Origin of the sequence: Thioclava sp. FR2, assembly GCF_051200875.1 — a bacterium.
GTDB lineage: Bacteria > Pseudomonadota > Alphaproteobacteria > Rhodobacterales > Rhodobacteraceae > Pseudotabrizicola.
The window spans coordinates 339,105-357,610 of sequence record NZ_CP195191.1 but is presented as its reverse complement, the minus strand read 5'-3'; the positions used below and the strand labels follow the sequence as shown (position 1 = coordinate 357,610).

Annotated in this window: 18 protein-coding genes; 7 read left to right on the top strand and 11 right to left on the bottom strand. The window is 61.5% G+C overall.

The genetic code is table 11. From position 1 onward, the window contains the following. Positions 1–9: 9 nt before the first annotated feature. Positions 10–759, top strand: a complete 750-nt coding sequence (locus ACSBLW_RS01640; RefSeq protein ID WP_435258509.1) for an SDR family NAD(P)-dependent oxidoreductase — start codon at positions 10–12, stop codon at positions 757–759. On the opposite strand, the gene ACSBLW_RS01635 is transcribed toward ACSBLW_RS01640, so the two are convergent. Beyond that, positions 756–1,922 (bottom strand): M24 family metallopeptidase, encoded by a 1,167-nt coding sequence (locus ACSBLW_RS01635; protein WP_435258508.1) that lies wholly within the window; start codon positions 1,920–1,922, stop codon positions 756–758. The genes ACSBLW_RS01640 and ACSBLW_RS01635 overlap by 4 nt on opposite strands. Continuing rightward, positions 1,915–2,973, bottom strand: coding sequence for a pyridoxal-phosphate dependent enzyme (locus tag ACSBLW_RS01630; RefSeq protein WP_435258507.1), 1,059 nt, complete (start codon positions 2,971–2,973; stop codon positions 1,915–1,917). The genes ACSBLW_RS01635 and ACSBLW_RS01630 overlap by 8 nt, the downstream gene beginning before the upstream one ends. Positions 2,974–3,199: 226 nt before the next feature. On the opposite strand from ACSBLW_RS01630, the gene ACSBLW_RS01625 reads away from it, so the two are divergent. Next, entirely contained in the window at positions 3,200–5,416 is a 2,217-nt protein-coding gene (locus tag ACSBLW_RS01625) for an NADP-dependent isocitrate dehydrogenase (RefSeq protein WP_435258506.1), read from the top strand. A 123-nt stretch (positions 5,417–5,539) separates the two neighbouring features. Here the strand turns inward: ACSBLW_RS01625 and fdhF are convergent, their stop codons facing one another. Genes fdhF through ACSBLW_RS01610 form a run of 3 tightly spaced genes read right to left on the bottom strand, consistent with a single transcriptional unit; the run spans position 5,540 to position 10,268 of the window. Next, positions 5,540–8,305: a formate dehydrogenase subunit alpha gene (fdhF, locus tag ACSBLW_RS01620; protein WP_435258505.1), complete on the bottom strand. Its 2,766-nt coding sequence runs from the start codon at positions 8,303–8,305 to the stop codon at positions 5,540–5,542. Beyond that, positions 8,302–8,586, bottom strand: coding sequence for a cupin domain-containing protein (locus tag ACSBLW_RS01615; protein ID WP_435258504.1), 285 nt, complete (start codon positions 8,584–8,586; stop codon positions 8,302–8,304). Before ACSBLW_RS01615 ends, fdhF begins: the two co-directional genes overlap by 4 nt. Then, complete coding sequence (locus ACSBLW_RS01610; RefSeq protein WP_435258503.1) at positions 8,586–10,268, bottom strand: NAD(P)H-dependent oxidoreductase subunit E; 1,683 nt, start codon at positions 10,266–10,268, stop codon at positions 8,586–8,588. The genes ACSBLW_RS01615 and ACSBLW_RS01610 overlap by 1 nt, the downstream gene beginning before the upstream one ends. A 123-nt stretch (positions 10,269–10,391) precedes the next feature. Here ACSBLW_RS01610 and ACSBLW_RS01605 point away from each other — a divergent pair, with 123 nt between their 5' ends. Beyond that, positions 10,392–10,631, top strand: a complete 240-nt coding sequence (locus tag ACSBLW_RS01605) for a sulfurtransferase TusA family protein (protein ID WP_435258502.1) — start codon at positions 10,392–10,394, stop codon at positions 10,629–10,631. Between the two features lie 3 nt (positions 10,632–10,634). Here ACSBLW_RS01605 and ACSBLW_RS01600 read toward each other — a convergent pair whose 3' ends face one another. The 5 genes from ACSBLW_RS01600 to ACSBLW_RS01580 are packed head-to-tail and all read right to left on the bottom strand — an operon-like array spanning position 10,635 to position 15,066. Then, positions 10,635–12,770 carry a molybdopterin-binding protein gene (locus ACSBLW_RS01600; protein WP_435258501.1) on the bottom strand — a complete coding sequence of 712 codons (2,136 nt, stop codon included), beginning with the start codon at positions 12,768–12,770 and terminating at the stop codon, positions 10,635–10,637. Next, positions 12,767–13,261: a molybdopterin-guanine dinucleotide biosynthesis protein B gene (gene mobB / locus ACSBLW_RS01595; protein ID WP_435258500.1), complete on the bottom strand. Its 495-nt coding sequence runs from the start codon at positions 13,259–13,261 to the stop codon at positions 12,767–12,769. Before mobB ends, ACSBLW_RS01600 begins: the two co-directional genes overlap by 4 nt. Further along, positions 13,258–13,866, bottom strand: a complete 609-nt coding sequence (gene mobA / locus ACSBLW_RS01590; protein WP_435258499.1) for a molybdenum cofactor guanylyltransferase MobA — start codon at positions 13,864–13,866, stop codon at positions 13,258–13,260. Before mobA ends, mobB begins: the two co-directional genes overlap by 4 nt. Next, positions 13,863–14,189, bottom strand: a complete 327-nt coding sequence (locus tag ACSBLW_RS01585) for a hypothetical protein (RefSeq protein ID WP_435258498.1) — start codon at positions 14,187–14,189, stop codon at positions 13,863–13,865. Before ACSBLW_RS01585 ends, mobA begins: the two co-directional genes overlap by 4 nt. Further along, entirely contained in the window at positions 14,182–15,066 is an 885-nt protein-coding gene (locus ACSBLW_RS01580) for a formate dehydrogenase accessory sulfurtransferase FdhD (protein WP_435258497.1), read from the bottom strand. Before ACSBLW_RS01580 ends, ACSBLW_RS01585 begins: the two co-directional genes overlap by 8 nt. 101 nt (positions 15,067–15,167) lie before the next feature. On the opposite strand from ACSBLW_RS01580, the gene ACSBLW_RS01575 reads away from it, so the two are divergent. From ACSBLW_RS01575 to ACSBLW_RS01560, 4 genes are all read left to right on the top strand, one after another. After that, positions 15,168–15,671, top strand: a complete 504-nt coding sequence (locus tag ACSBLW_RS01575) for a DUF2478 domain-containing protein (RefSeq protein ID WP_435258496.1) — start codon at positions 15,168–15,170, stop codon at positions 15,669–15,671. A 112-nt stretch (positions 15,672–15,783) separates the two neighbouring features. Next, complete coding sequence (locus ACSBLW_RS01570; RefSeq protein WP_435258495.1) at positions 15,784–16,488, top strand: ABC transporter permease; 705 nt, start codon at positions 15,784–15,786, stop codon at positions 16,486–16,488. Beyond that, positions 16,482–17,198, top strand: coding sequence for an ATP-binding cassette domain-containing protein (locus tag ACSBLW_RS01565; RefSeq protein WP_435258494.1), 717 nt, complete (start codon positions 16,482–16,484; stop codon positions 17,196–17,198). Before ACSBLW_RS01570 ends, ACSBLW_RS01565 begins: the two co-directional genes overlap by 7 nt. A gap of 2 nt (positions 17,199–17,200) precedes the next feature. After that, entirely contained in the window at positions 17,201–17,998 is a 798-nt protein-coding gene (locus tag ACSBLW_RS01560) for a substrate-binding domain-containing protein (protein WP_435260010.1), read from the top strand. A gap of 27 nt (positions 17,999–18,025) precedes the next feature. Here ACSBLW_RS01560 and ACSBLW_RS01555 read toward each other — a convergent pair whose 3' ends face one another. Then, positions 18,026–18,505, bottom strand: coding sequence for a DUF6505 family protein (locus ACSBLW_RS01555; RefSeq protein WP_435258493.1), 480 nt, complete (start codon positions 18,503–18,505; stop codon positions 18,026–18,028). Position 18,506 lies beyond the last annotated feature (1 nt).

The following is an 18,506-nucleotide window of genomic DNA, read 5'->3' as shown; positions in this document are numbered from 1 at the left end:
CAGCGGCCGATGCAGGGACTGAAGGTGGTGATCGTCGGCGGCGGGGCCGGACTAGGGGCACTGCTGGCCGAGATGGCGGTTGAGGCCGGGGCGGCAGGTGTCGGCATCATCGACATCGACGGAGGTGCAGCAAAAGCAGCCTTGGCCCCGGCAGAGGCAAAGGGGGTGCAGACAGCCTTTGCCGCCTGTGACATTCGGACGGGTGAGGCCAGCCACGCAGCCTTTGATGCGGTGGCGGCGGGCTTGGGGCGCGTGGATACGCTGATCAATTCGGCGGCGATCTATCCGCGTCGTCCCATTCTGGAGATCAGCGATGCCGACTGGGATGCCTCGATGGCGATCAACATCAAGGGCACCTACCACATGATGGTGGCGGCGGTGCGGCAGATGCGGGCGCAAGCGGCGGACGGCCCGGTGCGCGGGCGGATCGTCAACATCACCTCGGTCGACGCCTTCAAGGCGCATCCGCAAAACGCCCATTACGCGGCGACAAAGGCCGCCGTGGTCAGCCTGACCAAAAGCATGGCGCATGAGGTCGCGCCGGATGGCATTTTGGTCAATTCGGTGGCCCCTGCCGGGATGGCCACGGAAAAGGCTCGCGCCTCGGGCTTTCTGGCGGAACTGGCCAAGGCAAGCCCACTGGGCCGGGGTGGAGAGCCGCGCGAAATGGCGGAATGGGTGCTGATGGCGGGTGGGCCGAAAAACACCTATATGACTGGCGAAAACATCATCGTCTCGGGCGGTTATATCTACGCCTAGTCCAACTGCGGCAGGTCGCGCGGAGCCCGAGTGGATAGAAGTTCGGGGCCATTGGCGCGCAGGACGATGTTTTCCTCATGCACCAGAATGGTGCCGCCTTCGACCACCGCACCGGGTTCCAGCGTCAGGACCATGCCTTCGACCAGTTCGGTTGTGTCGAGGGGTGTAAAGCTGGGCCATTCGGTCAGCGTGATGCCCAGCCCGTGACCAAGCCGCCCGCCCGCATCGGCAAAGCCGTGGCGCGCAAGTTCGTCGGACAGGATCCGATGCGCGTCGCGGGCCAGCATGCCGGGGCGCAACGTTGCCAAGGCGCGGTCGGTTGCGACATGAAGGGCGGCTTGGGCGCGGTGGGTTTGGGCCGAAACGGGGCCGACGGCGTAATTGCGGTCAAAGTCGCAGAAATAGCCGTCGCGCACGGCGCCCGTGTCCAGCATCAGGACATCGCCCGTTTGAAGGGGCTGGTCCGTGGCCGGTGAGATCACATCGCCATAGCCGCCCTGCCCTGCGCCGCCCGCAACATAGCTGACCCAATCGGCCCCTTCTTCCAGAAGCACACGCTGAAAATCGCGGAAGATCTGGTTCAGCGGGCGACCTGTTGCGGCGAATTCGGGCACCCGCGCATAGGCGCGATCGGCAATCGCACAGGCGGCGCGGATCTTTACGACCTCGGCCTTTGATTTGATTTCGCGCACGCGCTGGACGGTATCTGTGCCATCGACAAAGCGGCGGGGGGCAAGGCGGGTGGTCAGCGTCAGATAATCGGCCAAGGGCATGCGCAGATGGGTTTCCAGCCCCATGGGAAGCGCGATGCTGCCGGTGGCGGGGACCATGTCGGCCAGTGTTTCCGCCAATAGCGAAAGACCATCATCGCCCGGAACAGGCGCCGGCCAGGTGCGAATCGTTGTCATCCATGTCTTGCCCATGAGGTCGGCCCCGATGGATGGAATGACGGCGACTGGATCGCCGTTTGCCGGGATGATGATGAACCACGGGCGAGCCGGGCTTTCCCAGAAACGGGTGAGAAAGCCTGTGACATAGAAGATGTCGGCGGCAGAGGTCAGCAGCAGCGCATCCTGTGCGTTTGCGGCCATCTTGGCTTGCAGGCGCGCGACACGGGCCCGGTATTCCTGCGCCGGAAAGATCAGCGAGCGTTCCTCAGCCACGTTCCGGTCCCTCGCTCAGATAACACAGCACCCGCGCATCGGAGCCAAGCTCAAACCCCGCAAGGGCCGCGGCGATCCCCGCCCCGCCCGATGGCGTGGTTTCAAGGCCGATGGTGGCGAGAAAGTTCGTGGCCTCTGCCGCCTCTGTTTCGGTAATGGCGACGAAGTGATCGGCGTCCCGTGCCAAACCTTCGAGAGCGATCATCGACGGGGTTTTGCAATCCAGCCGCCCCATGGCGGAAACCGGACCGGGGGCGGTCACAAGTTCACCCGCCCGAATGCTTTCGTAAAGCGCGGGGGCGGCCTCGGGTTCGACCACGATGATGGTCGGGGCATCGCCCCAATGTGCCCGCGCATGGGCCGCGACGGCAGCCGCAAGGCCCCCTACCCCAGCCTGAAGGAAAAGATGCGTGGGCGGGGCGCCCACGGTCTTGTCGAATTGTTCGGCGGCTTCATCGGCCAGTTGCAGATAGCCCTCCATCACCCGCAGGGGGAGTTCCGTGTAGCCCGGCCATGAACTGTCAGAAAGAAGCGTCCAGCCCTGCTTTTCGGCGGCCAAGGCGGCGGCGGTCATGCTGGCCTCGTAATCTGCGCCTTCCCGCATGACGGTAGCGCCCATTTTTGTCAAACGCTGGGCAAAGGCCTCGGGCACGGTTTGCGCAAGATAGATGACCGCTTGCGCGCCAAAGAGTTTCGCCCCGGCGGCCACGGACATGCCGTGATTGCCCGCGCTGGCCGTGACATAGGTGCGCCCGCAAAGCGCCGTCTGCCAATTGCCGTCCTTGACCTTGGCGGCCGCTTCCCGCGCGATGGCATGGGCCGCCCCAAGCGCCTTGAAACTGCCCAAGCCCATCCGGCCTCTTTCATCCTTTACCAGAAACCGCGCGGCCCCAACCTTTTCGGCCAGATGCGGAACATCTATCAGGGGCGTCGGCTGATGGGCCGGGCAAAGTTCCAAAAGAGCCGCAACACCCTTGGCAGAAGCAATCGGGCGCAGTCCATCCTGCGAGATCCCCCGGTGGCGGTATGGATTGCGGATTCCCTTTGGCACTGTTTCCCCCTGTTTCTTCTTGTTTCCGCCCCAGCGTAACGGCCTGCCCTGCGGGATGAACACCCAAATCCGGCCAGTCGCCGTCAAAATCTCCGCAAATTTCGGTATACTTTTGCATACCTGCGTCATATGGCCTGTGCCAGAGGGCCAAAAACAGGGTGGAAAATTTGCGCGCTGCCGTGCAGAAAGGCCCCAAGTTCATACACACCAGAGGATGGATCCCGCTATGACCGACCGCCCCATTCCCGATATCATCTACACCAAGGTTGACGAGGCACCCGAGCTTGCTTCCGCCTCTTTGCTGCCCATGATTCAGGCCTTTGCTCAGCAGGCCGGGGTTTCGGTCGGCACCCGTGATATTTCGCTGGCCGGGCGCATCATCGCGACCTTTCCGGAAAATCTGACCGACGCGCAGCGCCAGCCGGACGATCTGGCGGAACTGGGTGAATTGGTGAAGACGCCGACAGCCAATGTGATCAAGCTTCCGAACATCTCGGCCTCGGTGCCGCAGCTGGTGGCCGCGATCAAGGAACTTCAGTCACAAGGCTATGACCTGCCGGATTACCCGGAAGAGCCAAAGACCGAAGCCGAGAAGGCCGTGCGCGCGAAATATGACGCGATCAAGGGTTCGGCTGTGAACCCGGTTCTGCGCGAAGGCAATTCGGACCGCCGTGCGGCGACCGCCGTTAAGAAATATGCGCAAGCCAACCCGCACCGCATGGGCGACTGGACGGCCGACAGCAAGACACGCGTTGCCGCGATGGATGGCAATGATTTCTTCTCGAACGAGACCTCGGCCACGCTCTCGGGCGCAGCCGCTGCCGATATCGTTCTGGAAACCGCCAATGGGCAAGTGGTTCTGAAAAAGGGCGTGAAATACCCGGCTGGCACCGTGGTTGACGCAACCTTTATGTCGGCCAAGGCCCTGAGCGCGTTCCTGAGCGCCGAGATCGAAAAGACCAAGGCCGAAGGCGTGCTGTTCTCGCTGCATATGAAGGCCACGATGATGAAGGTTTCCGACCCGATCATCTTTGGCTATGCCGTCAAGGCATGGCTGGCCCCGGTGTTTGAAAAATTCGGTGACAAGCTGGCGGCTTTGGGCGTGAACCCGAATTCCGGTTTGGGCGATCTTTTGGCCCGTGTGAAGGGCGATGCCGAGATCATGGCGGCCATTGATGCCGTGACCGCCGCACGTCCGCCGATGTACATGGTGAATTCCGACAAGGGTATCACCAACCTGCATGTGCCGTCGGACGTGATCATCGACGCCTCGATGCCGGCGCTGATCCGCGCGGGCGGCAAGGGCTGGGGCCCGGACAACAAAGAACATGACTGCGTCTGCGTGATCCCGGACAATTCCTATGCCCCGGTCTATGACGAGACCATCAAGTTCTTCAAAGCCAATGGCAAACTGAACCCGGCGACCGCTGGCACCGTTCAGAACATCGGCCTGATGGCGCAAAAGGCCGAAGAATACGGCAGCCACCCCACCACCTTTGAAATCCCCGAAGACGGCGTGGTGAAGATGATCCTTGAAGACGGCACGGTGCTGCATCAGCACAAGGTGGAAAAGGGCGACATCTGGCGCTCGGCCAGCGCCCGCAAGGCGCCGATCGAAGACTGGGTCAATCTGGCGATCGAACGTCAGGCCGCAACGGGCTATCGGTCGATCTTCTGGCTGGATGCGAACCGCGCCCATGATGCCGAGCTGATCAAGATGGTGAAGCCGATCCTTGCGGCCAAGGGCGTGGCGGACAAGTTCGAGATCATGTCGCCGGCAGAGGCCACCCGCGCCTCGCTGGAAACGATCACCAAGGGCGAGAACACGATTGCCATCACTGGCAACGTGCTGCGCGACTATCTGACCGACCTGTTCCCCATTCTGGAACTGGCGACCTCAGCCAAGATGCTGTCGATCGTCAAGCTGATGCAGGGTGGTGGTCTGTTCGAAACCGGCGCCGGTGGATCGGCCCCCAAGCACGTTCAGCAGTTGCAGGAAGAAAACCACCTGCGCTGGGACAGCCTTGGCGAATTCTGCGCCTTGGGCGAAAGCTTCCGCTTCCTTGCCGACACGAAGGCCAATGCCAAGGCCCGCGTGCTGGGCGATGCCGTCGATGCGGCAACGCAGGGCATTCTGGACCATGACCGCAGCCCGGGCCGCAAGGTCGGCCAGCCGGACAACCGCCACAGCCATTACTGGTTCACCCGGTACTGGGCCGAGGCTCTGGCAGCCCAAGGCGAAGACCCGGCACTGGCCAAGGTCTTTGCCCCTGTGGCCGAAGCGCTTGCCGCGAACGAAGCCACCATTCTGGCTGAGCTTTCGGCAGGCCAAGGCAAGCCAGCAGATCTGGGCGGCTATTACCACGGTGACGCGGCAAAGACCGCCAGCGTGATGCGGCCCTCGGCGACATTGAACAAGATCATCGACGGCCTCGCCGCCTGACCTTGTGACAACGGAAAAGAAAGGGCCGGAGCACAAGCTCTGGCCCTTTATCGTTTTTCCGCTTCGTCAGCGCCAATTTTCTTTCAAAGAAAATTGCAAAATCCTTGCAAGGATTTTGGTGGCTCAGGCCGGAACCTCGGCCGTCACGCGCACAGCGGCGAATTTGAATTCAGGGATCTTGCCATAGGGGTCAAGTGCGGGGTTGGTCAGGATATTCGCTGCTGCCTCGACATAGGCGAAGGGCACGAAGACCATGTTTTCCGCCACCGCCCTGTCGGCACGGGCAAGCAGTGTTACCCTTCCGCGCCGCGTTTCCAGACGTACGCGGCCGCCGGGCTCGACCCCAAGCTTGCGCAAGGTCGCCGGGTGGAGCGAGCAGTTGGCCTCAGGTTCAACCGCATCAAGAACATGGCTGCGGCGGGTCATGGACCCTGTGTGCCAATGTTCAAGTTGCCGGCCCGTCGTCATGACAAAGGGATAGTCGGCATCCGGCAATTCCGCGGGTGCAATCACGCTGGCCGGCGTGAACTTCGCACGCCCGTTGGCGCGCGGGAAGCCATCGCCAAACACGATCGGCTGGCCTGGATCTTCCGGCGAAAGCGACGGATAGGTGACCGCCCCTTGAGCCTCGAGCCGGTCCCAGGTGATGTTCTTCAGGGACTTCATTCCCAAGGACATCTCGGCGAAGACTTGGCTCGGGTGGGTGTAGGACCAGCCCAGACCCAGACGCTTGGCGAGCTCCACGGTGATTGCCCAATCCTCGCGCGCCTCACCCGGAGGGGTGACGGCGGGGCGGCCGATTTGCACCTGACGGTTGGTGTTCGTCACTGTGCCCGACTTTTCATAGAACGCCGCGGCAGGCAGGATCACGTCGGCATAGTTCGCGGTTTCGGTCAGGAAGATGTCCTGCACGACCAGATGTTCCAGATGCGCAAGGGCTTCGCGCGCATGGGTCACATCGGGGTCGGACATGGCCGGGTTTTCGCCAAGGATATACATGCCCTTGATCTTGCCTTCATGGACAGCATCAAGGATCTCGGTGACGGTCAGGCCCTTCTGGTTCGAGAAATCGCCCGAGCCCCAGATCTCGGAAAAGGCTGAACGGACGCCATCATCGGTCACGCTTTGATAATCGGGCAGGAACATCGGGATCAGACCTGCGTCCGAGGCGCCCTGCACGTTGTTCTGACCGCGCAAGGGGTGCAGGCCCGCACCGGGTTTGCCAACATTTCCGGTCATCAGCGCCAGAGAGATCAGGCAGCGCGAATTGTCGGTGCCGTGAATGTGCTGGGATATGCCCATGCCCCAGAAGATCATCCCTGCCTTTGCGCCTGCGAAATCTCGCGCCACGGCGCGCAGGGTCTCGGCCGGGATACCGCAGATCGGCTCCATCGCCTCGGGGCTGAAGGCCTTGAGATGCTCTTTCTCGGCTTCCCAGTTTTCGGTGAACTTCTCGATATAGGCGGGATCGTAAAGCCCCTCCTCGACGATCACATGCATGATCGCGTTCAACATGGAAACGTCCGCGCCCGGCTTGAATTGCAGCATATGCGCCGCATGGCGCTTCATGGCTGTTCCGCGCGGGTCCATGATAATGAGCTTGCCGCCGCGCTTGGCGAACTGCTTGAAATAGGTCGCGGCAACGGGGTGATTTTCGGTCGGGTTTGCCCCGATCACGATGGCCACATCGGCATTGACGATCTGGTTGAAAGTAGCCGTCACAGCGCCGGAGCCCACGTTTTCCATCAGCGCCGCGACCGAGGAGGCGTGGCAAAGACGGGTGCAATGGTCGACGTTGTTATGGCCAAATCCCTGACGGATCAGTTTCTGGAAGAGGTAGGCCTCTTCATTGGTGCATTTGGCCGAACCGAAACCGGCGACCGAAGGGCCGCCATGCGCGGCCTTCAGGTCGAGCATCCCCTTGGCCGCGAAATCCAGTGCCTCGTCCCATGTCGCTTCGCGGAAATGGGTGAAGGGGTTCGCCGGATCGACGTTCAGCCCCTTGGGCGCACCGGGTTTACGGATCAGCGGCTTGGTCAGGCGGTGGGGGTGGTGGATATAGTCAAAGCCAAAGCGTCCCTTAACGCAAAGCCGGCCATCATTCGCAGGGCCGTTGATCCCCTCGACATATTTCACCTTGCCGTCCTTGACCTTGAGGCTGACCTGGCAGCCGACGCCGCAGAAGGGGCAGATGCTGGTGGTTTCAGAGTCGAAATCGGCACGGTCGCCCCGCTGGTCGGCATCCAGCACGGTTGCGGGCATCAGGGCGCCCGTCGGGCAGGCTTGCACGCATTCGCCGCAGGCAACGCAGGTGCTGTCGCCCATCGGGTCGGCGAAGTCAAAGGTCGGATAGGCATCGTGCCCCCGCCCCGCCATGCCGATCACATCGTTGACCTGCACTTCGCGGCAGGCACGGACGCAAAGGCCGCATTGGATGCAGGCGTCAAGGTTCACCCGCATGGCCACATGGCTGTCGTCCAGAAGCGGGATGCGGCCCTTGTCCATCGCAGGGAAACGGCTGTCTGACACGCCATTGGCGGCGGCCATGTCCCACAGATGCGAAGATGCGTCATGCGCCTCGGCCTTTTCCGGTTGGTCTGCCAACAGCAGTTCCATCACCATCGCGCGGGCCTTGGTCGCGCGTTCACTATCCGTTTTGACGACCATCCCCTTGGACGGGTTGCGGCAGCACGAGGCGGCCAGCGTCCGTTCGCCATCCACCTCGACCACGCAGGCGCGGCAGTTGCCATCGGGACGGTAGCCGGTCTGATCTTTGTGGCACAGATGCGGAATATCGGTGCCGTGGCGCTTGGCCACGTCCCACAGCGTTTCGCCGGGGTTTGCGGTGACTTCACGGCCGTCGAGGGTGAAGGAAATGCTGTTGGTCATTTTTTCAACTCGATCTCAAGAAAGGTCAGGGGCGCGGAGCCGCCGTTGAACACGTTATGCGAAACGCCCGTCGGGCGCGAATAGGGAACGCCCATGGTCAGGGCGCTTTGGGTTTCGCTGCCATCGGGATGGGTGATCCGCAGGGTGCCATCCGTCAGCGGCACAATGACATAGGCCATGCCATGCGTGTGCTGCCCAGTTTCATCGCCGGGGGCAAAGTCGAAACGGTTTACCACAACCCTTTCGTCGTCGATCAGGACGCTGTGCTTAGCCAATGCCATCAGATTTCCTCCGGGAAATGCTTGATCATCAGCTTGATCGGGTTCGGGGCGGCCTGCCCCAGACCACAAATCGAGGCATCGGCCATCACGCCGCACAGATCGCCGAGCAAGTCGCGGTCCCATTTCGGGGCCTGCATCAGCTTGACCGCCTTTTCACAGCCTACTCGGCAAGGGGTGCACTGGCCGCAGCTTTCGGATTCAAAGAACCGCAGCATATTCAGCGCGGCGTCGCGGGCGCGGTCCTTGTCGGACAGAACCACGACAGCGGCAGAACCGATGAAGGTGCCATGCGGTTGGAGCGTATCAAAGTCGAGTGGGATGTCATTCATCGAGGCGGGCAGCAAGCCCGAGGACGGACCGCCCGGTTGGTAGGCCTTGAAGCTATGGCCCGCCGCCATGCCACCAGCGGCGGCGATGATGTCTGTGATGGTAGAGCCAGCAGGCAGCAGATAGACACCCGGCTTGGCCACCCGGCCCGAAACGGAATAGGACCGAAGCCCCTTGCGCCCGTTCTTTTCGGTTGCGTTCAGAATAGAGGCGCCCTCACGGCAGATGCGGGCGATCCAGAGCAGCGTCTCGACGTTATGCACCAAGGTCGGGCGGTCAAAGATGCCAACCTGCGCCACAAAAGGCGGACGCAGACGGGGAATGCCGCGTTTGCCTTCGATCGATTCAATCATCGCGCTTTCTTCGCCGCAGATATAGGCCCCGGCGCCACGGCGCAGGTCGATATATCCGGGCGCGACGATTCCCGCCTGTTCCAGCGCGGCGATTTCCTTGCGCAGGAGTTTCAGAATGGCCGGGTATTCGTCGCGCATGTAGATGAAGCAGGTTTCCGCCTCGACCGCCCAAGCGGCAATCAACATGCCTTCGAGGAACAGGTGCGGCGTGCGTTCAAGGTAGTAGCGGTCCTTGAACGTGCCGGGCTCTCCTTCGTCGCCATTCACGGCCAGATAGCGCGGTCCGGCATTGGCGCGGACAAAGCCCCATTTCTTGCCGGACGGAAAGCCTGCCCCGCCAAGGCCGCGCAGACCGGCCGCCAGAACTTCGTCTTGAACCTTTTCCCAGTCACCATTGGCCCGCAGGTCCAAGAGGCGATCATAGCCGCCTTTGGCGCGATAGGCGGCAAGAGTTTCGTATTCGGGCATTTCGGGGTGGAAATCGCCAGAGGCGACCACGGCAGAAATCAGATCGGGCGTCGCGTGATCAACATGGCGGTGGCCCACTTCTGCGACGGGGGCGGTGTCGCAGCGGCCCATGCAGGGCGCGCGCAGGATGCGAACGCGGGCGGGGTCGTGACCTGCCTCCAGCGCCTTGATCAGCGCCTCGGACCCGGCCAGTTCGCAGGAAAGGGAGTCGCAGACTCGGATGGTCAGGTCTGGTGGCGGAGCCTCGTTCTCGCGGCGCGGATCGAAATGGGCGTAGAAGGTAGCCACTTCCCAAACTTCGGCCATCGACAGCCGCATCTCTTCGGCCAAAGCCCGCAGATGAGCGGCGGATTGGTGACCGTATTCGTCCTGAATCAGATGCAGGAATTCGATCAGCAGATCGCGACGTCGCGGGCGGTCGCCCAACAGCGCCCGCACCTCGGCCAAGGCGACATCGTCGAATTGCCGTCCTTTTGGCGTGCGCCGGCCCTTGCCACGGCCCGATTTCCAGATGCCGTTCTGATCTGCTGTCATGTCGTCAAACCCGCCCTTCAATGCCCGCGTGCCAGGCTCTCCCCCGTGGCATGCGCGCTGATCCTGTCATGCCTGTCACGTCGGTGGTGGACAGATCGCGACCATACACTTACATCTTGCGCCATGAACGACACTAGCCCTTGGGATATTGAAATCGACGCGCGCGGACTGCTTTGTCCGCTTCCCGTGCTGAAAGCGCGGAAACGCTTGTCTACTATGGGAAACGGACAGGTGCTGCGTCTGGTGGCGACAGACCCTGCCGCGGTGATCGACGTTCCGCATTTTTGTCGCGAATCTGGCCATGAATTTGTGGGCGCGACCGAGGAAGACGGGGCGACCGCCTATCTGATCCGCCACAAATAGGCGTCAGAGACCGAAATTTCCGAAGGGGATGAACCGCACGGGGGAACCGGGAATGATCTCGGCCGCCTGATCGGGCAGTTCCACCAATCCATCGGCCCAAGACAGGCCTGATATCCGGCCCGATCCTTCAGACCGAAAAACTTCGGCAGTCCCTTCGCCGGTAAGGCGGGCGCGCAGATATTCCCGCCGCCCCGCCTTTTTCGATTTCGAGAAGGCTGCGGGAACGGTGAACCCCTTAGGCATGTCGAACCTGCCACCGGCAAGGCGTGCAAGCGCAGGCCTGCCAAAGATCAGCGCACATACGAAAGCCGCAACCGGATTGCCGGGCAGGCCCAGAACAGGCACCCCTTGCCAAAGCGCCAAGGCCAGCGGGCGGCCGGGTTTCATTGCTATCCGCCAGCTTGTCAGGTCGCCCTTGGTGCGCAAAAGGCGGCTGACATGGTCTTCATCCCCTGCTGACGCCCCGCCCGAGGTCAGGATGACATCAGCCGTACGGGCGCCCTGATTTAGTTTTTGGCTGATCTTTTTGGGGTCATCGCCAACATGGCCCAGATCTACCGCGTCATAGCCCCAGCGGCGCGCCAGTTCCAAAAGCATCGGGCGGTTGGCGTCGTAAATCTGATGCGGGTCGGCAATGGCCCCCGGATCGGCAACCAATTCGTCCCCCGTAGAAAGAACCGCCACCCGCAAACGGCGAAAGACTTGCACCGTCCCCAAACCAAGGGCGGAAAGAAGGGCAAGGTCAGGTGCCGAAAGCCTATGCCCCGCAGCCAAGGCCAATTGTCCTTCCGCCATGTCTTCGCCCGCCTTGCGGGTGTTGATGCGGGGTTTCATCGGGCCGTCGAAAGCCACACGACCACCATCTGTCGCGCAGTCTTCTTCAAGCACGACGGTATCAACACCGTCGGGCAGGATCGCCCCGGTCAGGATGCGGATCGCCTGCCCCGGCGCGACATGCCCGCCGAAGGGCTGGCCGGCCGCAGCCCGCCCTTCGGCCAGCGGCAGGGTAAATGGCCCATCGCCCGTCAACGAGGAATGGGCAAAGCCATAGCCATCGACCGCGGAATTGGCATGTGGCGGGTTGGCACGGCGGGCGATGGCATCTGCGGCAAGCACCCTGCCGCCGGCCTTGGCGATCTGAACCGTTTCGATTGTTGTGACCGGTGCGAGCGCCGCATTCAGGCGGTCCAGCGCCAGATCGACCGGCATCCAATCAACGCCTTGTGGCATGGCGAAGCAATCATTCCGCAAGCGTGGCGGCACCAGATCAGGCAGGTCTTTGACCAAGCCCTGCCGTAACAGAGCCGCGCGGCCTGCCCCCAGGATCCATCCCTCTTCGGTCAAGATATCCTGATCGGCCTCGGGCTGCATCAGGTCCGACAGATCCTCGGAGGACAGGTTGGTCAGCGCCTTGGCCAAAAGGTCGACCTGCGCTTCGTCTTGGCAAGAATACCGGTCCTGCAAAGCCTTGACTTCGCTTGCCAGCAAAGACGGCCATACCTCGGCCAAGACCACGCCCGCATGTTCTGTTGGCTCGAACGGCCAAACCGCGCAATCGTCGCCCAACTCGGCCTTCAGCGCGGCCAAACGGGCAATGCCCAACATGGCCTGCGACCCGACTGAGCCCGTCGTGTATAGTTTCCACACGGGTTGCGCCTTGGGCTCGCGCGCTTCGACCTGTCGGCGTTCTGGAAAGGGCACGCTGTGGCGATGGCTGCCCTTTTCTGGAAGATCGGGCAGATCCAGCCCCGCAGGCCGACCCCAGAATGGCCCCAGCCCCGGGAACGAGCGGTTGATCCGCGCGGCCAGTTCAAAGCGGTTGTTGGCGTTGTTATCCGCATCTTCGACTTCACGGGCGAACCATGACCAAAGCGCCAAGGCCCCTTCCCGTCCGGTCAAGGACCATGCAAAGCCTTTGGGGTAACCAAATGGAAAGTCCGCGCCGACAAGAACCCGGCGTCCTGCGGCCCGAGCCGTTGCGATGCGCCCGCGCAAAAGCGCCATGGCTTCAGAGCGTGTGACCGGGTTGACGGGGGCCGTCGCCCCTGCCCCGGCATGACCGATCCAGACGGAATCCTTTCCGCGCTTTGGTTCCTTGGCCGCCGACCAATCAAGGATCAGGATATCGTCGAATTTCACAGACCAACCTCGCGCAGGATGAAGTCGGCAATGGCGGACGTGTCGTTCAGATCGAGGACCGGGACGGAAAGGCCTTGATGCTGGCTGTCAGAGGCAACCGCGCGAATGGTCGGGTTGGTTGGCGCCAAGAGGTCGCGCCCTGCCTCGGCCCTGTGACATTCGACCTTTGGATGCGCGGCGGTTTTGTAGCCTTCGATCAACACAAGGTCGACCGGGGCGAGATGGGCGAGCAGGTCTTGCAATGACGGCTCTGGCGCGCCCCGCAATTCGTGCATCACCGCCCAGCGGACCGGGGAGGCAACGATCACTTCCTGCGCCCCAGCTTGACGGTGGCGATAGCTGTCGCGGCCTGGATGATCGACATCAGTTGCGTGATGGGCGTGCTTGACGGTGGAAACAGTCAGGCCGCGCCGCGTGATTTCGGTGACCAACCGTTCCATGAGGCCGGTCTTTCCAGTGTTCTTCCAGCCGGTGACGCCATAGATCCTCATGTCAAAAGCCTCGCAATGTCCTCTGCCTGCTGCAAATCCTCGGGCGTGTTGACGTTGAAGAAAGGATCCGCCTCACCGGCAAAAACCGCTTGTCCGGCGTTGTGGCGCTCTGTCCAGATCACGACCTTGCGCAAACCATCCAGCAAAGCCGCACGCAGATCGTGGCGCAGGGCTACGGGCCAAAGGCCAAAGGTCGGCTGTCGCTGAATGCGACCGGTTTCATCGGGGCTGGCGGCAAGACACAGGCCGGACGGACCGGCCGAGGCCTGAAGGCCACGAACCAGATCATGCGGGAAGAACGGCGTATCGGCTGCCACCGAGATCACTGCCGAAAAGCCGTTTTCCGCCGCCCAGTCCATACCCGCCAAAACGCCTGCTAAGGGGCCGGGATATTCGGGCAAGCTGTCGGCCAAAACGGGCAGGCCAAACTCGGCCCAGCGCGACGCAACGCCATTGGCGTTGATGGCCATCGCCTCGACCTGTGGTGCCAAACGGCCGATGACATGGTCGATCAGGCGGCGCCCAGCGACCACCTTCATCCCCTTATCGCCGCCCCCCATGCGCGTGGCCAGCCCACCGGCCAGGATCACGCCTGCAACCGTCATCCGATCACCTTTCGGAAGATCACGAAGACCGCGATCACAAGAAGGATTTGCGCGACATTGGCGGTCCAAGCCCGCTTGCGGAATCGCGCGATTGCGCGCTCAGCCGCTTCGCTGAGCCCGTGACGCGGTGGATTGAACATGAACTTCGTCGCCACCCCCCTGCTCAAAGGCGAACGGACCATCCCGGCCATAGGGGTCTTTTCCATCTCGACCACCACCTTTCCCCAAGCTGACATGGTCCACCACATCAGCCAGAACATCACCAAGACAAGCCCTATTGCACCAAGCGCCAGATACAGCACCGTTTCGGCACGGTCAGTCATCCTGCGCCCCTTTGCGCCGATGGCGCCTATCTTCGTCCTCACCTGAGAGCGTGGCGTCGCGCACCAATCGCTTTTCGCCCGCAAGGCAGACATAGCGCTGGCCGCGCATCCGCCCAATCAGGGTCAGGTCGACCTGCTGGGCCAGTTCCACACCCCAAGCCGTAAAGCCCGAGCGGCTGGCCAGAACCGGAATGCCCATCTGCGCGGTCTTGATCACCATTTCAGAGGTCAGGCGCCCGGTTGTATAAAGCATCTTATCCGCGCCAGAGACGCCGTGCAGGAACATCCACCCCGCGATCTTGTCGACGGCATTGTGGCGACCGACATCCTCCATATAAACCAAAACGCGCCCGTCTTGGCAGAGAACCGAGCCGTGGATCGCCCCCGCCTCCAGATAAAGCGAGGGCAAGGAGTTGATCTCTTTGGCCAAGGCGTAAAGATCGCTGGTCCGCACTGTGGCATCTGGCAGGGTCAGGCCTTCAAGCCCTTCCATCATGTCGCCGAATACGGTTCCCACCGCACAACCCGAGGTTCGGGTCTTTTTCTTGACCTTCTCCTCATAGCTGGTCTTGCGGACGGTTCGGACGACCGCAACCTCCAGATCATCGTCGTAATCGACTTGGGTGATCACGTCGTCGTCACGCAACATTCCCTGATTTCGCAAGAACCCGACGGCAAGGAATTCAGGGTAGTCGCCAATCGTCATCGCCGTGACAATTTCCTGTGAATTCAGATAGATCGTCAGGGGGCGCTCTTCGACAACCGAGATCGTGACCGCTTGCCCCGTCTGGTCTGTTCCGGCGATGGCGCGGGTCAGTCCGGGGGCATGGGGATTGGGCAGCAGGGGCAGTTTTGGGGGCGTGGTCGCGCCTGTCATTCGTGATCTTTCCTGATTTCGCACATTGTGGGATAAGGATTTCGGGCAGGCAAGGGGCAAAGCCGTTTGCAGGCGCCCTACCAGAAGGAACACCGCGACCGATGCTGGGCTATGTGATTGTCGAGGGCCGTGGAGCCGCTGACCGGCTGATTTTTTCCGTGGCGGAAACACTTCGTCTTGATGGCTGGGCCTTGGCGGGGGCGGTTCAGGTGAATGACGAAAGCAGCCCTTACGAAAAATGCGACATGGACCTGCATGTTCTGGCCTGTGATCGCGTCGTGCGGATCAGCCAGAACCTTGGCGCCTTGTCCAAGGGCTGCCGTCTTGACCCTTCGGCTTTGGCCACCGCCGTCGGACTTGCGGAAACGGCGCTGTCGCAGTCACCTCGGCTTTGTATCGTCAACAAGTTCGGCAAGGCGGAGATTGACGGTGCAGGCTTTCGTCCCTTTATCGGGATGGCCCTTTCGCACGGAATACCTGTCCTCACCTCGGTCAGCAGGGGCAATCTGCCGGCCTTCATGGCCTTTGCAGAAGACATCGCGCAGGAACTTGCCCCCGAGCAGGACGCAGTCCTGAACTGGTGCCGGGCGCTGGAAAACGCATAACTGGACAAAATGTCCACCTCTTGTCGCGGATACCCGCCGAAATGTCCATTTCGCGCCGATTGCGACAATGCTAGGCAGCTAAAAACGGCTCAGACAAATCGGGCAAGGCAAGATGGACACGTTATGGGAGGGGATGCGGCAAGCGGCTTTGCTGCTGTGGTCTTTGGACCCCGATCTTCTTGAAATAACGCTGCTTTCTTTGCAGGTGACGCTGACGGCCACTGTTATTGCCGCGGCCATTGGCCTGCCCTTCGGGGCTTGGCTGGCGGTGAACCGCTTTCGGATGCGGCGCTATGTGATCGCGGTTCTGAACGCGCTGATGGGGTTGCCGCCTGTTGTGGTTGGCCTGTTCGTCTATGTGATGCTGTCGCGGTCTGGCCCGTTTGGCGTTCTTGGCCTTCTCTTTACTCCGACCGCTATGGTGATTGCGCAGGTCATCATCATCACGCCCATCATCATCTCAATCGCCCACCAAGCCATCCGAGAGCTATGGGCGGATTACCACGACCTTCTGATTTCGCTGAATGCAAGCCGTTGGCAGCGGATCGTGACACTGATCGTCGATGGACGGCGCACGCTGCTGACGGCGGCCCTTGCCGGCTTTGGCCGCGCCATTGGCGAGGTTGGGGCCATCATGATTGTTGGTGGTAACATCGACCATGCGACCCGCGTGCTGACCACCGCCATCGCGCTGGAAACGGGAAAGGGCGAATTTGGAATGGCGCTGGCCCTTGGCTTTGTGCTGATCGCGCTGGCCATTGCCGTGAACTTTGCGGTCCACGCCCTGTCTCGCACAGAAAGGGGCAGCAGATGGTAAACCGTCTTTTGCCGCTTTCTGTTGACAGCTTGACCATTCGCCGTGGGGGTCGGGTCATTCTGGGGCCGATTTCGACCCAACTCTCCGGAGATGGGATCACGATCCTGCTTGGCCCGAACGGATCGGGCAAGACGACCCTGCTCAAGGCGATGCATGGGCTTGAATGGCCGACATCGGGAAAACTGATCTGGTCAGTTTCCCCGGATGAGGCGCGACTGAAGCAAGCCTTTGTCTTTCAGGCCCCCACCATCCTGCGGCGGACCGTAAGGGACAACATTGCCTATCCGCTGATCCTGCGCGGCACATCGCGTAGTGAGGCCCGCAGCAAGGCAGAGGCATTCGCCGAGCGTGTTGGCTTGGCTCATCTTTTAGCGCAACCCGGCATGGTGCTTTCGGGTGGGGAAAAGCAAAAGCTGGCTCTGGCGCGGGCGCTGATCCTTGCGCCGCAAGTTCTGTTTCTGGATGAGCCTTGTGCCAATCTGGATGGCCGAGCGACGCGCGATATCGAATGGATTTTGACCGAAGCCAAATCTGCCGGAACCCGCATCGTGATGTCGACCCATGATCTGGGTCAGGCCCGGCGGCTGGCGGATGACATCTGGTTCCTGAATGCGGGCAAACTTGTGGAACAGGCGCCCAAGGACGCGTTTTTTGATGCCCCTCGTTCAGCCGAGGCGCGGGCTTATCTGAGAGGAGATCTCTTGCCGTGAAACTGACGTCTTTGTTTCTTTCCGCAGCCCTTATTCTTTCTGCGCAGGTCGGTTTTGCCGAAGAGTTCAAGATGTCTGTCACCACGTCCTTCGCCAATTCCGGGCTGGCCGAAGTGCTGTTGCCAGAGATTGAAAAAGATCTTGGGCTGACGGTTCAGCTTTTGATCGTTGGCACGGGTCAGGCTTTGGCGCTTGGGGCGGCAGGCGATGTCGATGCGGTTCTGGTGCATTCGCGCCCGGCCGAAGACAAATGGCTGGCCGAAGGGAATGGGACGCATCGCCGGGAAATCATGTACAACGATTTCATTGTCCTCGGCCCCTCAGCTGACCCGGCAGGCGCAAAAGCCACCAGTGCGGCCTTGGACGCCTTCAAGGCGATTGAGGCCGCGAAAGCAAACTTTGTCAGCCGTGGCGACGACAGCGGCACGCACAAGATGGAACTTGCCTTGTGGAAGGACGCAGGCGTGACGCCGGAAGGTGACTGGTACAAGTCCGTCGGCCAAGGCATGGGGGCCGCGCTGAATACCGCGGCCGGGATGGACGCCTACATTCTGGCGGACCGGGCAAGCTGGCTGAACTTTGCCAACAAGGCCAATCTGGCCATCGTTTTTGAAGGCGACCCGGCGCTGTTCAACCAATATGCCTACCTTCCCGTGAATCCGGCCAAGCATCCGCATGTGAAGCCAGAAGCCGCGGCAAAACTGGAAGACTGGCTGACCTCTGATCGGGCCAAGGAACTGATCGAAGGCTATCAGATCGCGGGCCAGAAGCTGTTCGTCTTCAACGCCCAGCCAATGTGACGACCGAGAGGGGGCGGGACACCGCCCCTACTCTTCTGGAACCGAATGTATCGCGAACTGATCCAAGCCCGCATCTGAGGGCTCGATATAGCGATATTGTTCGCGCACACCGGCCTCAGTCAGCTCACGGAGAACGGTCAGAACCGTATTCGGCGGGTGATCTGCACAAAGATCAACCATATGCGACAGTTCCTCCAGCGCGACCGGAAGAGCGGCTTCGACCGAGGGCGCTCCGTAGATGTCAACGAAATGCCGGGCCAAATGCTGGGCCAGTGCATCGAACTCAGCCTGTTCGATCTTGGTCACGGCCACGAATGTCACCCGGCCAAAGGTCTCGATGCCGAGCCAACCATTGGAAAATGCCTGCCGGGCCTTGCCGGTCAGATCCGCCTCTCCCCAGTTCGAAAACTCGAACCCGCCCGAAATTGCCCACTCCCCTGTGCGTGCCGGGTTGTGAAATACGTTTCGATCGCTTTCGTCGAAATGGATGGCACGGGCCAAAAGCATA